This window comes from Okeania sp. KiyG1 (genome assembly GCF_014132355.1).
In the GTDB taxonomy this organism is placed as follows: domain Bacteria; phylum Cyanobacteriota; class Cyanobacteriia; order Cyanobacteriales; family Microcoleaceae; genus Okeania.
This window is the reverse complement of record NZ_BLZO01000091.1, coordinates 233,976-248,747: the sequence shown is the minus strand read 5'-3', so window position 1 is coordinate 248,747 and position 14,772 is coordinate 233,976. Positions and strand designations below refer to the sequence as shown.

Genomic DNA, 14,772 nt, shown 5'->3' with positions numbered 1-14,772 from the left:
TTATCAAAATTTGTATTTTAATATATGTAACAGGGAACAAGTGTTTCTCAAGAGTATCTTTTAAATTTCTTCCCTGCTCCCTACTCCCTACTCCCTAACTGAAAAGCTGGCTTGACAAAAGCTTCATAAATAAAATATCAGTATTGCATATTTATTGTTAAAATTTTCATAATTAACTTATCTTTTCAAGGAGAATCTAGAATGACACGCACTTTTATTCATGTAGGTTTGCCTAAGACAGCAACAACTTTTTTACAGGATAAAATTTTTCCCAGACTCAATAATACAACTTTGATTAGTAGACCCTATACTCAACAAAGTAAGACTTTTAATCAGTTACAGTATGCAGATGATTGTTATTATGATCCAGAAGAAATAAAAAAAGAAATAGGGAAAATAGCCGCATCCAAAATACTTATTTCCGATGAGATATTTTGTGGGACTAATTTGACTATTAATAGAACTCTAATTGTTAGACGACTCAAACAAGCATTTCCTCAAGCAGAAATTATTATTTTTCTTAGAGGTCAGCAATCTCTGCTTATGTCTAGCTATAATCAAGCAGTAAAAATGGGTTATACAGGAAATATCAAAAAATATATTTGGTATTCTAAAAAGAATATACTTACGATGATTATAAAGATGATTTATCCATGAATAAATTTAGGTGGAATAAAAATACTCGATCTTACAACTATCTATCACACAATATCAATTTAATTGATTTATGTTATTACGAATTAATTAAACTTTATAAAGATAACTTTCCCAAAGTTCATATTTTTCTATACGAACAGTTTCGCTCAAATGCCCAAAATATCATTTCTCAGTTAGAAAATATCCTAGAAGATAAAATCGAAAATTTTGACACCAGCTTATTATCTGATAGAGTCAATGAAAAATTTGATGTTAATAAACTTCATAGAACAATAGCCATTAATAAGATTAAATTAATTATTAAGACAAAGAATAAGTATATTGTAAATGTATTAGGACTACTTTATAGATTAATAGTCAATGATACTCAAAAATCACTTGTTTCTGAAAAAGAATATATTGATAGAATAACTGATGGCTTTTATGTTGAAAATAATCAAAAAATTGTTAGGGAATATCCAGAAATATTGATTCAAGATTATCCAAAAGAATATCAACTAGAATATTGATTTTAAATAAGACTCGCGTAAGCATTCAGCTATTAGCTATCAGCTATTAATATTAATTTTGGAGAAGGTAAAAGCAACCTTTTAAATTGAGAAAGAATAAAAATTTACTGCCAAAGTCCCATTTATAAACCTAAGAAGTAATTTTCATTACTAATTGCTGATAGCTAACTACTAATAGCTGAATACTTACAGACGCGCTAGTAGACAACCTAGCAGATAGAATACTATGTGGAAGGTAAAAGTTGAATACACAAAATTTAACGATTATATGATTCAACTTCTCTGTTGTTGTTTTCTTGAGTCTACAATAGACTCCTCTGATTCCTTGTGTCAAGAATAATTGAGATACTCTTACCCTGATTAAAATCTTGTCTTCCCTTCTTTATTTATGCTTAAAATTTGAAATTACATCAACTCCTGATAAAAATTAAATAACTGCCTAGCCAAAGCTTGATTTGTATACTGATTCATTGCTTTTTCATAACCCTTTTTCCCTAATCCCTCAGCTAATTCTTTTTGCTCCATCAACTGCATTAAACAACTTCTCAATTCCTCAACATTTCCCTCTGGAAACACCAAACCAGTATCCCCAATTACATAAGGAATTTCTCCAGAATCAGAACCTATTACAGGCACTTTACAAGCCATTGCTTCAATTAAAACATGACCAAATTGTTCCTTCCACCCCACAGAAGTTAAAGTTTTAAACTTATAAGTAGTTTCTGATGGCAATACTAAAGTATTCATCAGATTAATATATTTTTGTACATGGTCGTGAGGCACACTTTCTACTAAAATTAGTCTGTCTTTAATTCCTAATTCTGCTGCTTTTTCTAACAAAGTCGATTGTAACTCACCCCTTCCTAATAATAACCATTTCCAAGGTTTTTCTCGTAAACCTGCCAAGGCTTCAGTTAATGTGAGTAATCCCTTTTCCTCAACAAAACGACCTACAAAACCCACCACAAAATCATCAATTTTAATTCCCAAACTATCTTTTAATTCTGGCTGAGATTCTGGTTTAAACAAACTTTCATCTACCCCCAATTGAGGCATAACTTTAATCGGCCCCTTATAGCCTCGTTCTCTTAAAATATCTTCTCCATCTTTATTTCCAGCAACAATTCCATCAGTATTTTTGAGATTATAAGATTCTAGTAAAGAAATGGGAAACTTGAGAGTATAAGGTAAATTCCACCAAGTAAAAAATAGATTTTTAGCTTTGAGTCCTAAAAGCTTATTAAAAGTAATAAATTGAGCATAAGTTAAAGCTTTAGAACCCTGTTCTACTTGAATAATATCGGGCTTGAATTTTCGTAGCAAACTAATTAAGTCAGGACCGAAAGTCAGTAAAGCTTGATTATTTTCACTGTAATTAGAAATCGGTACTACTTGAAAAGAACCCTCATCAATAAATTGGGTTTCAACGATTTGACTTTGTACTCCTTTAGGGTTCCAACGTTTAGGAACAACAACCGTAACTTCAATCCCTGGTTCAAGGTGAGCTAAAGCGCGTAACTTTTCCCGGTTTAAGTCAACAATATAAGTGTGGCTAGCTACTAATATTTTCATGGTTTTTATTGGATAATTTACTATTGATGAAGGAGTATGTGTTAGAATTTTTAGAAAACAGCTTGTAGGGGCGAATGGCATTCGCCCTCCCTTGTATATCGCATTCGTCCTCCCTTGTATATGGCATTCGCCCTCCCTTGTATGATGTTAATTTTCTCTTAGTATTACTTAAATCTTGATTTTTTATCAAAAAAATAGTTTCCCTATTTACTACCTATTTGTGTCACTCTTCATCTCTGACTTGCTCTAACCAAGCTACTAATACCATTTCTCTGTAACAATCCGCTTAATAATTCTTACCAAAACCTGAATTTTACTAATAGCTGTTATCTTTTATTAAGCGCAACATCAGGTCGAATTGGTATAAATTAAGATACATTTTTGAATTCTAACATTGCCTGACTTAATACTTCTAATTCCCTATTTGATAATTGATTAAAGCGTTCTTTTGTATTGGCATCAATTCTGCCTAATAAACGTTCTATTAAACTTAGAATTAATTCCCTTCTTCCTTCTTCACGACCCTCTCTTTTACCGAAAAATTAAGGTATAAAGCCTCTCCATTCATGGAGAAAAAAGCGGTCGAGGGATGGCGAGGTCCCCTCGCCATATCCAATCGACCAAGACAGCGGTCGTTAGCGGAGCTTCCCGTAGGGTGGGATGGCGTTTGCTACCGCAAAGCTTTCCGTTCCGGAATGCTACCGCAAACGCTAACAGCGGAGCGGGTCTGCAAGAACGGGTCCCCTCGCCATATCCATGAGACCAAGAGAAGAAAAAAATTCCTTTTAATATCAAATCCGCCTAATTGCACATAGATCCAATAACGTCATAATCAGGATTTTAAGCTATTAGGCATCTGCAATAATAAAAAATAAAATCAATTATCTTACATAAATTATCAATTATTCCCCTCCACCGGAGGGGTTAGGGGTGGGTTCCCTACTCCCTACTCCCTACTCCCTACTCCCTACTCCCTACTCCCTACTCCCTACTCCCTACTGGAGATATCTATTGATTGTGAGGTTATTTAACCGGATTTGATATAACCCAATCCTTTTCTTTTCAAGGAGAGGTAATTCTAAATTCGCGCATTCTAAATTCTAAATTCTTGAACTTCTTCTTTACTAAAAGCAATTGCTCCTTTCCGGTCAAGAATAAATTGCTCTTGCTTTTCCAATTGTTGCAATTCATCTATAGTTAAATTAGCCTCATTAGCAATAGTAAAAGCTTGACTAATTTCAGGAACTACTTCCATTGATTCCGGTACGACCTCCAAACTATTAGTATGTTTCATAAAGTAGAGCCATTTATCTGTAATACTTTCTAAATTTGCCAATTTTTCTTAAATTTAGGTAACTCCACAAAAAATAGTTCTATATCGCTGTCTGGATAAACAAAAGAATTCTCCCATTCTTTAAATGCAAAGCGTGTAATAATTTTTTCACTCTCCTTAAACATCGTAAAATCAGCAATAGTTAAAGAAATTACTGGTTTTAGACCTGTATAAATTTTACCTCGCTGGAGTTGATTAACATAAACTTTTGCAGCATAGTAAATAACCCGTTTATTGAAACCTTCTATATTTAATACCTGCATTTCAATAATGACTGTGGAGCCATTATCAAGTTTAGCTCTCACATCTAAATATGAATCTTTGAGAATGGCTACTGACCCTGGTTGATATGTATCAATAAATTCTAAGTCACGGATAGTATTTTGACCTTCATAGAGTAGTGCATTCAGAAAACTAATCAGAATATTTTTACTCTGTGCAGAACTAAAGATTTTTTTGAAGGCATAATCTGTTTTAGGATTAATAAATCTCATATAAACAATTTCCTTGAACTTGTAACTTTCTTTAATTCTTACTTTTGACTTTTGACTTTCTTTTAACTTGTAACTTTTTTAATCCTTACTTTTGACTTTTGATTTTCTTTAATTCTTACTTTTGACTTTTGACTTTTGACTTTTGAATTATTACCTTCTTACTTTTGACTTTTGACTTTTGACTTTTGAATTATTACCTTCTTACTTTTGACTTTTGACTTTTGACTTTTGAATTTATTCAATTTTGGCTTTCTTTGTATAAATTTGCCCGTCATCCCAAATAGATTTAACCCTTGTTTGAACAGCACTCAAAAAACCAAGAGTATAGAAACCTCCACGGGTAATTATTTTGATAGGGGAGCCACTTTTATAGCAAGGAGGGTTCCCCAATACATGACAATCAAATAATTTGGCAAAGAAACGCGCACATTGAGTAGGAGTAAGATTTTTTAATCCCATGAAAAAGTGATTGTGATAAAAAGTAACTTGATATTTGAGCGATCGCGTTGAAATATCATGGCAACCCCCACTTTCTTCACCCAAGTGAACTAAAGAAGCTTCTGGGTCAAACCAAATTTGATAACCAGTTTGTCGTAACCTCAAACAAAAATCTGACTCTTCGCGTACAGCACTACCCCGAAACCGCTCATCAAAACTAAGACCATACTTAGTAAAAATCTCTCGGCGATAAGACATATTACAGCCTCTAGCTGATATCACTCGTTGAGGCTTAACTGTATGTACCAGATCGATATGATACCAAGCAATACCAGGGTCTGAAGCTTCAGGGGGCAAATCTTCTATTTCTAACTCTCCACCAGAATCTCCTAATTTCATGCGATCGAATACTCGTCCCGCCACTGCACCTATCTCTGTGCGATCGACATAGTTACGAGCATGGGCAGCCAAAAATCCTTTTTCCAAGCGTACATCATCATCAATAAAAATAATTATTTCGCCACTACAATGTCTGACTGCATAATTCCTTGCTCCTGGTAAACTCGCCCAAGTCAGACGGAACAATTTAATTTTTCCAGCACTTGCTTGTTCTTCTAAATAAGCTTGAGTCTCTGGTTTATGAGTAGCAGTCTGGTCCACTACCAAAACTTCAAAATTCGGATAGTCTTGTTCAATAACATCAGCGATCGTATCTACCAGAGCTTCTTCCCGGTTATAGGTAGGAATGACAACAGAAATAGGAATAGTTAATTGTTGGTTTTCTTCGTTTAGAGATTGTGCGTTCATTTTTCTCCTTCTTATTTACTATTTTCCATTTCTTCTTCCGCTTTAATTCTTGCTTGCTCTTGTTTATCAATTGCTGGCAACCTCAGAACTACCCCAGCAAAATACCAGTAATAAACCGCAACTGGGTCTACATCTAGAGGATAGTAATAAGTGTTGTAGCTAATAATCAAAACAAAAACCCAATAGCTAGCACCATAACTTCGTAGACTCTTGTCCTTAACAGAGCGATAAGCTTTGAAACCAGTAAAAGTAATAACTGTTACTAAGAGTAACATTGCAATTGTACCTATCGGCCCTATTTCGTAAATTAACTTAGGATAATAAGTCTCAATTAACCTAGTTTTACCAAAAGCTCGGGCTGCGTTGGTCGCTCGCCCTAACCCATTGCCAAAAAATCCATCTTGTCCATGGTTAGACTCCTCAAATTGTTGACTAATAAAAGCAGTTGGTGGTGAGGCATTCCAACGACTCACAAAACTATCTATCCGTTGTTGAACAACTGCGGGATTGGATACTATTGCTCCTCCGAGGACAACGCCGAGTCCAATACCAATGGGAAGAAACTTTTTGAGGTTAGCGATCTGACCTGTCAGCACCAGAAGAATTATAGTTACTGTGGGAACTAGAGCTAGAGCAATTCTTTGACCGCTAATAGCTGCATTAACAAAAACTACTGCCATTCCAAATAAACCTCCTATCCGCCACAGAGGAGAGGGGTCACTAAAAGCAACTGCAAAGGTAAAGGCAGCATTAGAAATCAAGAACCATCCCCACTGCCAAGGTGCAACAAAAGTACCAGGTAAACGAATTGTACCTTGGTCGGGGCTAAATAGTAGAGCGCCTCCTACTAAACATTTAGCTTCAAGGCTTGCCCTAAATAATTCATCTCCGGTTTTACCACGAGTACCAACACACTTACCTGAACTCAAGAATTGGTACTGTACTATACCCAATAAACAACAGATAATAGCTAGAATTAGCGTAAGACGGGCAGCAAGTAGTAATTCTTTTTTTGGTTTTGAGCTTATAATAAGCACCTGTAATTAAAGGTAGGTAACCAATAAGTGCTTTGAGTCCCAATATTCCCATCAAAATAGGCTTATCCCCTGGTCTGGGTGGGTCAAGCTGTTGAGCACCATTAACCAATAGTAGAGTGAGCAGACAAAAGCCCAATAAAATGTATAAGGGATTTTTTTAGTGCCTTGGGAATGATGAATGGATTTCCTGTCTGCTTGCACCACATACCAATGCCAATCATTGCAGGAATAAAAAAGCCATCTTTAGCTAACTGAAATATGGGACTTCCTCCACCGATCCAGTAAGTCACGGTGCCAGCAAAGGGCATATAAATCATAAATCCCCAAAGCCCCAACATTGGATATTTAAAGGAAAGACCTAAAACTGCCACACCACCACCACCAGCAAGGGCTATTTTTGGTTCCGCTACGAAATATAACGTTATACCAATAACAAGACCAAGACCACCATAAGTAACAAGAGCACCAATAGCCTGCTGAATTTGTTTAGCTCTTTGACGCTTTCTGGCAGCTAATTCCTTTTTGCTAATGGGAGGAGCAGCAGGTTTGCCTTTCTTTTTTGATTTGCTTTTTGATTTTTTTTTAGACTTTTGTTTTGTCGGCATTCTGATAAATTTAGAATTTAGAATTTAGAATTTAGAATTTAGAATTTAGAATTTAGAATTTAGAATTTAGAATTTAGAATTTAGAATTCAACAATTGTCTATATGAATTGAGAATTGAGAATTGAGAATTAAAAAATAATGGTTAACTTGTTAATTTCTTAATTTAATAATTCTGCATTCTGCATTCTGCATTCTAAATTCTCGTTAATTCTGCATTCTGCATTCTGCATTCTAAATTCTCGTTAATTCTGCATTCTGCATTCTGCATTCTAAATTCTCGTTAATTCTGCATTCTGCATTCTAAATTCTCGTTAATTCTGTATTCTGCATTCTAAATTCTCGTTAATTCTGTATTCTGCATTCTAAATTCTCAATTCTTGTTAATTCTACATTCTGCATTCTAAATTCTCAATTCCTGAGATGTTGCTGGACTGCTAAGACTAAGTTCTCTGTCCAGTAGCTTGCAAGTTCAGCATTAATTGCCTCTACCATAACTCTAATTAGTGGTTCTGTGCCAGAGGCTCGGACTAAAACCCGCCCTACATCTGCTAAAGCTATTTCTGCTTCGTCTATAGCTCTGACTAATGCTTCGCACTTTTGCCAGTTGGCTCGGCGATCGCGGTCTTCAACCCGGACATTTTGGAGCAGTTGAGGATATGTCTGGAAGCTTTGGTCTACTAATTCTCCTAGGGAGACTCCAGAATTTTTGACTAGGGTTGCTAAATGTAAGGCCGTCATAAGACCATCTCCTGAAATGCCATAGTGAGGACAGAGAATATGTCCTGATTGTTCCCCTCCTAACATTGAACCCGTCCGCTGCATTTCTGCATGAACATATTGGTCTCCTACTTTTGTCCTTAATATTTGTCCACCCTGTTTGTGCCAAGCACGTTCAAATCCTAAATTGGCCATAACTGTAGTGACAATCAAATTGTTTGGTAGTAAGCCAGCTTGACTTAAGCTTTGACCCCAGAAGTAGAGTATATAATCTCCATCAATAGAACGACCTTGAGAATCTACTGCTAATACTCGGTCAGCATCTCCATCAAAGGCAAATCCTATATCAGCTTTGTTTTCTACTACTGCTTGCTGGAGATGATGTAGGTGGGTCGAACCACAGTTGACATTAATACGATCGCCGTTTGGTTGGTCATGTAAGCAAATAACTTCTGCCCCCATTGCCTGAAAAACTTCTGGGGCGGTATGAACTGCTGCTCCCCAGGCCAAGTCCAGAACTATTTTCATTCCTTGGAAATGTCCTGGTATTAAAGGAGAATGTAGAGATGCTTGGTACTCCTTGACTAATTCTGGTCGATGGTAATGCTGTCCCCAGTTACTGTGGATGGCTGGAAAATCTGCTGTTCCTCTAATTCCAGATTCTATCTGTTTCTGTAATTCTGAAGAAAGCTTTGTACCATCGGAGCCAAAAAATTTTATTCCATTATCTTCGGGTGGATTATGACTAGCAGAAATCATTACTCCACCTATGGCTTCTGAAACACTTGTGAGATAGGCAACGCAAGGAGTGGGGCATAAACCTAAATTCCAAACTTCTAATCCTGCTGCTGTTAAACCTGCTGATAGAGCCATGGCTAACATATTGCCAGAGTTTCTGGTATCTTGACCCATGATTACAAGGCCGGGATTTTGAGAATATTCGCGTAACACTTGTCCTGCCCAAAAACCTATTTGTAGAGCTAGGGGGGCATTAAGTAGTTCTCCTGCTTTACCCCGGATGCCATCTGTGCCGAATAGGGGTGTTGTGGGCAATGAGGTATTATTCCAAGGTAATGTTGTTGTTATTGCTGTGGGCGATAAGTTAAAGGTTTTTTGTCCATAAGTTGGTTTGAATGATGGTGTTGCTACCATAATTTTCACTCCTCGTCAAGATTAAGTTATTCTCACTCTCAACAAAGAGAATAGCACTTCCGGATTGAATACATAATTTTGAATTATTTACCTAGTCAGTCATTTTGAGAATTTTGGCAAATTAAGGGCGATCGCTCCATAGCTAAGAAGGAGGCGATCGCTTTTTTTTTCAGCCTACTCCTGGGCCTTTGAAGTAGGAGCTTCTGGCCTCCCTCTGGGGAGTAGGGGAGATGGGACTCAGATTGTACATTTGACTTCTAACTTCTGACTTCTGACTTCGTTAATGCTTGCTGTCTATTGTTTGTTGAATAAATATTCATATAGAGTTTATAGGGTTGACAAATGATTCGACTTGTGAAAGTAGTAGTATTTGTAGGTTTTATGAGATTGACAAATGATTTGACTTGTGAGGATAGCTAAAAACGGTGCCTAATTATATGAGGTTTTATATGAAGTTTGATGAGTCATACAGGTAAATTTCCTTACGTCTTTTCTATGTAGATAGTCAGCAGATGGAAGAGAAATATAATGGACTTTGCTTTAACCGAGAGGGGCAATTCCGGTCTGGTTTATCAGTTTTGGGAGCAATGGACTGAACATCAAGACATACTTTATCAGTGCTGTCTCAGGTTAATGAATTCTAACCGAACAGATGCGGAGGATGCTCTGAGTCGGGCGACGCTAAAAGCTTGGGAAAAGGTGCAAAAGTTTGAGGGGAAAATTACTAATTTTAGGGCCTGGTCCATCAAGCTGACTCGCAATCTTTGTATTGATATTATTCGAGAACGTTCTCGAGGCGCTACAGGTGTTGAAAGTATTGAATTAGTGGGCGAGACAGATGAGATGGGTATTGCGTCTTCGGTGGAGTCGCCGGAGAGTTGTCTGGAGAGAGAGGAGAAGTCTATTGAGATTCGACGGGCGATCGCTGATTTATCGGAAACGTTACGGGAGACTTTTATTTTACATTTTTACGAAGAGCTTTCCCATATAGAAATTGCGGAACGGCAAGGGATATCTTACAACAATGTATCCAGGCGGATATATGTGGCCAAGAAAAAGCTCAAAGAGAAGTTGAGCAACTATTTTCTAGGGACGGGGAAGAAAGTAAGTGTTACGGCAGGGGTGGGTCGGAAGTTGTCTACCCAAAGGAAATATGGGGAAAAGCAGCAGAGAATTGAGTCGGAAGAAAGGAAAGGGTTAGAGATAGGGACGAAACAATTGCAAGGCGATTGCCCTACATTTGATGGCCATTCTATTTATCCATCACCCCATCACCCCATCACCCCATCACCCACATCATCCCATCACCCCATCACCCCATCACCTACATCACCCCATCACCCCATCACCCCATCACCCACATCACCCCATCACCCCATCACCCCATCACCCACATCACCCCATCACCCCATCACCCACATCACCCCATCACCAGAAGAGGTAGTTGAGGCAGAAAAAGATGGGCGTGTCCAAAGTTTGGTGGTGTCAAAGGATAATAGAGATATCCAGAAAATCAATAATTTTATTCAACCATTCTATAGAACAGTAAGCAAAGGTGATCAGAAAAGTTTTTTTTTGCACCACCCACGATCTGAAAAAATTGCTTCCTTGTTGTCTGTTGCCTGTTGCCTATCAACTGTAAACAAAAGTCACCAGAAAAAATATTTTCCCTGTTGCTTATCAAGGAAGCGATCGCGATGGTTGAAACCGTATGTTATGTGGCAGAGTTTGACAGGGGATAATACTAAATATTGGTTAAGCTCTCGGTTAATGGGAGAGATGAAACTTTTCCTGAATGTTCGGAGTTCATTGAAGGATATTCAGATTTGGCATAGGTCGTTGACGGATACAGGGGGCTTGTAACTGTTGGCTAAAATCTGGTATTATCTATAAAAATCTGGGATTATCTGTTTATGCTACTTGGATTCAAAACTGAGTTACACCCCACAAAAGGGCAAAAAACATTGCTGGCTAAACACGCTGGTGTAGCCCGTCATGCCTATAATTGGGGACTATGGTTAACTAGGAACATTCTCGATCACAATTCAAATAATCCTTCAGGTAAACTGAAATTTCCTACCGCAATCGACCTGCATAAACTTTTGGTGGCAATGGTTAAACCGAATAACTATTGGTATTATGAAGTCTCTAAAACAGCGCCTCAATATGCTTTGAGGTATTTATCAAATGCTTGGAAACGTTGCTTTAGCAAAGTGTCTGATCAACCTAAATTCAAGAAAAAAGGTAGAGACGATAGTTTTCCTGCGGAATGCTACGCAAACACTCTAGATGGCTCAATCTCGGTAGGTTTTAATCAAATTAAATTACCCCGAATTGGATGGGTGAAAAATGCATGAAATATTACCAGATAATATCAATCCCAAGTCTGTAACCATTAGTAGAAAAGCTAATCGTTGGTTTGTCAGCTTTAAAGTAGAAAGAGAATCTCAAAACATTGAAAAATCAGTAGATGTAGTTGGTGTAGACTTAGGAGTTAAAACTTTGGCAACATTGTCAACAGGTGAAGTATTCGATGGTGGTAAACATATGCAAAAAGTTAGAAGCTAAACTATCCCGACTGCAATACCTGAACCGACATAAAACCAAGTTCTCTAACAACTGGAAAAAAGCGCAACTTAAGATAGCTCAATTGCATAGCAAAATAGCTAATATCAGAAAAGATACATTGCATAAACTTACTACTTACTTGGCTAAAAACCACAACCCACCCCATCCTCCCGGGAGGGAGCTAGAGGGGTGGGTGAAGACCTAAATGTATCAGGAATGATGTCAAATCACAAGCTAGCTAAGGCTGTTGCAGATATGGGTTTTTACGAGTTTCGCAGACAGTTAGAGTACAAGTGTGAGTTATATGGTTCTCAACTCACCATTGTGGATAGATGGTTTCCTAGTTCTAAAACTTGCAGTAGGTGTGGAACTGTTAAAGAGTCTCTGTTTTTATCAGAGCGCGTTTTCAATTGCGAACACTGCAATTTTAGTTGCGATTGCTCCGCAACGCTAGCGCGAACGAGACTTGAATGCAGCGTTAAATTTAGCTATGGCGGTCAGTTTGCTCCGCAACGCTAGCGCGAACGGCCGTGACAGCCTGTGGACTGGATAACGCCGACGTTGCCAGATAGAAACAGGAATAGAACAGATAATCATAGATTTCTATAGATTATCATAGGTTTCTAAGAACGGAAGATAGCTTTACTTTAGATGGCTCAATATCGGTAGGCTTTAATCATATTAAACTACCAAGAATTGGATGGGTAAAAACTTATGAAATCTTGCCAGATAATATCAATCCGAAGTCTGTAACTATTAGTAGAAAAGCGCCTAAAAAAAAAATCATAAACTGCCCTCCTAGATCGTCTTAATTGCAGAGGAACTTAAAAGGAACCTCAAGATCAAACCAGATAATCCTAAATCAAGGTAATCTGGCAAACCTTTGTTATTTACCCTAGTTCAGAAAGAAAACTTAATTGTCATGAAAAATGGATTCTTTAAGGCTGTAGTTGCCTTCATATTTACTGTTGCAATGTCCTTCGGTATGTTCGCTAACCAAGCTTGGGCCTTGGGTGATTTTAGCCAAAGTTGCTACGACTCTGGCATTAGTGGTTCAACTCTGTTTTCAACTTGCAGGACTATTAGTGGTTACCTAAATCCAACACAGATAAACTTGAATCCATACATAGAAAATGTTGATGGAAGTCTCATGTGGCAACCAGGCAACTTTATTCAGACTTGTCGCTATACTCAATTGTCTGGCCCTAGTTTTCTAGTTGGTGAGTGTAAAACACGCGATCAGGTATGGGTACCAGCTGGAATCAATCTAGACGAGCACATTGCTAATATTGATGGCACTTTGAAGTACGAGTAATTGTAATCAATTTTAATGGTTAACAAGTATTATATAACCATTGGTTGAACTTCAATAACTGGGGTTTTAATGTTAGCAATTCACAGTTAATTTAAATTCCCAAATCAAAAAGGAGCGATCGCCCTAATTATTTAAACCTTAATCAGATAATTCAGAATTATCTGCCTAGTAGCTAAACCAGTTTGTTTCCAACTAAACTCTCTAGCTCTACCTAAACTTAAGGTTGAGAGGCGCGATCGCTCTCCCCCATCTTTAGCAATAATATTCATCGCATCTGTTATTTCTCCCACATTTTTCGGGTTAACTAAAATAGCTGCATCTCCAGCAACTTCTGGCAGGGATGAAATATTAGAAGTAATAACTGGAGTACCACACGCCATTGCTTCCAATACTGGAAAACCAAACCCTTCCCACAGACTAGGAAAAACCAGAGCGATCGCCTGATTTATTATTTTGGGTAATTCTGAATCAGGAACATAGTCAAGAAATTTGACTAATTTTGTTAAACCTAATTCTTTGATTTGAGTTTTTAATGTTGGTGTATAGGTATTATCTGTAGGTCCGGCAAACCATAATTCATACTCGGAAAAATTAGGCAATTTAGCAAATGCTTCTATTAACCGATGCAGATTTTTATAATGGTCGTGGCGACCGAGATAAAGAAAGTAATTTTTTGTGGGTAAGTCTAAAAATCGGAATCTTTGAGAATCATAACCTAAAGGAATAGGCGTAATTTTTTGAGGTGGTATTTGGAAAAAATCAGTAATATCTGTTGCCGTAGCTTGAGAATTACAAATAATATGTTCTGCCTGACTTAATACTTGGGGAATATAATATTTGAAATAAGCAGTTAAGCGAGAACCAGGTTTAGGAAAACGTAAAGGAATTAAATCGTGAGCCATTACTATATAACGACACTGAGAATATAATGGTGCTTCTGGAAGGGGAGAAAAAAGTAGATTTGCTTGTAATTTTTTATAGATTTTTGATAGTTGAAATTGAGTCCATAATAATCGTCGTAAATGACCTTTAGTTCCCTGAGCTGGTGTCATATTGTTAGGGATTAGATGGCAGTTAAAATTGGGAATATTATTAGCAACTAACAGAGTAGGATTGAGTTGTTGAAGTTGCGGCAGGATGTTATTTGCGTAGATGGATATTCCTGTTGGTTGTGGGATTAATACTGATAGATTGATTAGAAGTTGATTAGACATTTATAGAGCAAAAAATTTTAAATATAGCAGTTCTTTAATCTATGAGGTACAGTTTTAGACCCCCTCTGCCCCCAGATACCCCCTAACCCCCCTTAATAAGCTATGCTTTACCCACATAGTTCTTAACATAAAACGTAGACATTATTGACAAGTTATGGGTAAGTCTTAGTTCGTCTTTTTCGGGAGAAAAATGTATTGAAAAATACGTTTTTTGATAACTGTAGACAGGATTCTTCCTCCCGCTCCTCCCCATCCTCCCCATCCTCCCCACCCTCCCACAAGGGTTTCAGGAGTTATGGGTAAGGGATAGCTTAAAAAGGGGGGAGCCTTCAAAGTCTCCTTTTTAAGGGGGAT

General features: G+C 37.4%; 16 protein-coding genes and 1 pseudogene. 8 read left to right on the top strand and 9 right to left on the bottom strand.

Annotation, left to right across the window (positions count from 1 at the left end):
• Positions 1-201 precede the first annotated feature (201 nt).
• Positions 202-657 (top strand): hypothetical protein, encoded by a 456-nt coding sequence (locus tag SAGCYANO_RS21675; RefSeq protein ID WP_202221955.1) that lies wholly within the window; start codon positions 202-204, stop codon positions 655-657.
• Positions 654-1,166 (top strand): hypothetical protein, encoded by a 513-nt coding sequence (locus tag SAGCYANO_RS21670; protein WP_202221954.1) that lies wholly within the window; start codon positions 654-656, stop codon positions 1,164-1,166. Before SAGCYANO_RS21675 ends, SAGCYANO_RS21670 begins: the two co-directional genes overlap by 4 nt.
• A 405-nt stretch (positions 1,167-1,571) precedes the next feature.
• Here SAGCYANO_RS21670 and hpsO read toward each other — a convergent pair whose 3' ends face one another.
• The 8 genes and pseudogenes from hpsO to glmM all read right to left on the bottom strand — a co-directional run bounded on the left by hpsO (position 1,572) and on the right by glmM (position 9,321).
• Positions 1,572-2,738, bottom strand: a complete 1,167-nt coding sequence (hpsO, locus tag SAGCYANO_RS21665; protein WP_202221953.1) for a hormogonium polysaccharide biosynthesis glycosyltransferase HpsO — start codon at positions 2,736-2,738, stop codon at positions 1,572-1,574.
• Between the two features lie 368 nt (positions 2,739-3,106).
• Positions 3,107-3,256 (bottom strand): annotated as a pseudogene (locus SAGCYANO_RS50565) (DUF4351 domain-containing protein); the annotation flags it as partial.
• Between the two features lie 575 nt (positions 3,257-3,831).
• Positions 3,832-4,074: a PD-(D/E)XK nuclease family transposase gene (locus SAGCYANO_RS47885; RefSeq protein WP_202221952.1), complete on the bottom strand. Its 243-nt coding sequence runs from the start codon at positions 4,072-4,074 to the stop codon at positions 3,832-3,834.
• Positions 4,062-4,565 (bottom strand): Rpn family recombination-promoting nuclease/putative transposase, encoded by a 504-nt coding sequence (locus SAGCYANO_RS21650; protein ID WP_202221951.1) that lies wholly within the window; start codon positions 4,563-4,565, stop codon positions 4,062-4,064. Before SAGCYANO_RS21650 ends, SAGCYANO_RS47885 begins: the two co-directional genes overlap by 13 nt.
• Positions 4,566-4,799: 234 nt before the next feature.
• Complete coding sequence (gene hpsN / locus SAGCYANO_RS21645) at positions 4,800-5,810, bottom strand: hormogonium polysaccharide biosynthesis glycosyltransferase HpsN (protein ID WP_202221950.1); 1,011 nt, start codon at positions 5,808-5,810, stop codon at positions 4,800-4,802.
• A gap of 11 nt (positions 5,811-5,821) precedes the next feature.
• On the bottom strand, positions 5,822-6,739 hold the full coding sequence (locus SAGCYANO_RS45245) for a hypothetical protein (RefSeq protein ID WP_237396485.1): 918 nt from the start codon (positions 6,737-6,739) through the stop codon (positions 5,822-5,824).
• A gap of 209 nt (positions 6,740-6,948) precedes the next feature.
• Complete coding sequence (locus SAGCYANO_RS45240; protein ID WP_237396484.1) at positions 6,949-7,452, bottom strand: hypothetical protein; 504 nt, start codon at positions 7,450-7,452, stop codon at positions 6,949-6,951.
• 408 nt (positions 7,453-7,860) lie between these two features.
• Entirely contained in the window at positions 7,861-9,321 is a 1,461-nt protein-coding gene (gene glmM, locus SAGCYANO_RS21635; RefSeq protein ID WP_202221949.1) for a phosphoglucosamine mutase, read from the bottom strand.
• Positions 9,322-9,849: 528 nt separating this feature from the next.
• Here glmM and SAGCYANO_RS21630 point away from each other — a divergent pair.
• The 6 genes from SAGCYANO_RS21630 to SAGCYANO_RS21620 all read left to right on the top strand — a co-directional run bounded on the left by SAGCYANO_RS21630 (position 9,850) and on the right by SAGCYANO_RS21620 (position 13,204).
• Positions 9,850-11,184 carry a sigma-70 family RNA polymerase sigma factor gene (locus tag SAGCYANO_RS21630; protein WP_202221948.1) on the top strand — a complete coding sequence of 445 codons (1,335 nt, stop codon included), beginning with the start codon at positions 9,850-9,852 and terminating at the stop codon, positions 11,182-11,184.
• 50 nt (positions 11,185-11,234) lie between these two features.
• Entirely contained in the window at positions 11,235-11,678 is a 444-nt protein-coding gene (locus SAGCYANO_RS45235) for a helix-turn-helix domain-containing protein (protein WP_237396483.1), read from the top strand.
• Positions 11,671-11,889 carry a hypothetical protein gene (locus SAGCYANO_RS45230; RefSeq protein WP_237396482.1) on the top strand — a complete coding sequence of 73 codons (219 nt, stop codon included), beginning with the start codon at positions 11,671-11,673 and terminating at the stop codon, positions 11,887-11,889. Before SAGCYANO_RS45235 ends, SAGCYANO_RS45230 begins: the two co-directional genes overlap by 8 nt.
• A complete protein-coding gene (locus SAGCYANO_RS45225; RefSeq protein ID WP_237396481.1) occupies positions 11,855-12,094 on the top strand; it encodes a transposase in 240 nt (79 codons plus the stop codon). The genes SAGCYANO_RS45230 and SAGCYANO_RS45225 overlap by 35 nt, the downstream gene beginning before the upstream one ends.
• Before the next feature lie 11 nt (positions 12,095-12,105).
• Positions 12,106-12,408 (top strand): transposase, encoded by a 303-nt coding sequence (locus tag SAGCYANO_RS45220; protein WP_307785951.1) that lies wholly within the window; start codon positions 12,106-12,108, stop codon positions 12,406-12,408.
• Between the two features lie 466 nt (positions 12,409-12,874).
• Positions 12,875-13,204 (top strand): CVNH domain-containing protein, encoded by a 330-nt coding sequence (locus tag SAGCYANO_RS21620; protein ID WP_202221947.1) that lies wholly within the window; start codon positions 12,875-12,877, stop codon positions 13,202-13,204.
• 131 nt (positions 13,205-13,335) lie between these two features.
• Here the strand turns inward: SAGCYANO_RS21620 and SAGCYANO_RS21615 are convergent, their stop codons facing one another.
• On the bottom strand, positions 13,336-14,418 hold the full coding sequence (locus tag SAGCYANO_RS21615) for a glycosyltransferase family 1 protein (protein ID WP_202221946.1): 1,083 nt from the start codon (positions 14,416-14,418) through the stop codon (positions 13,336-13,338).
• Between the last annotated feature and the right edge of the window lie 354 nt (positions 14,419-14,772).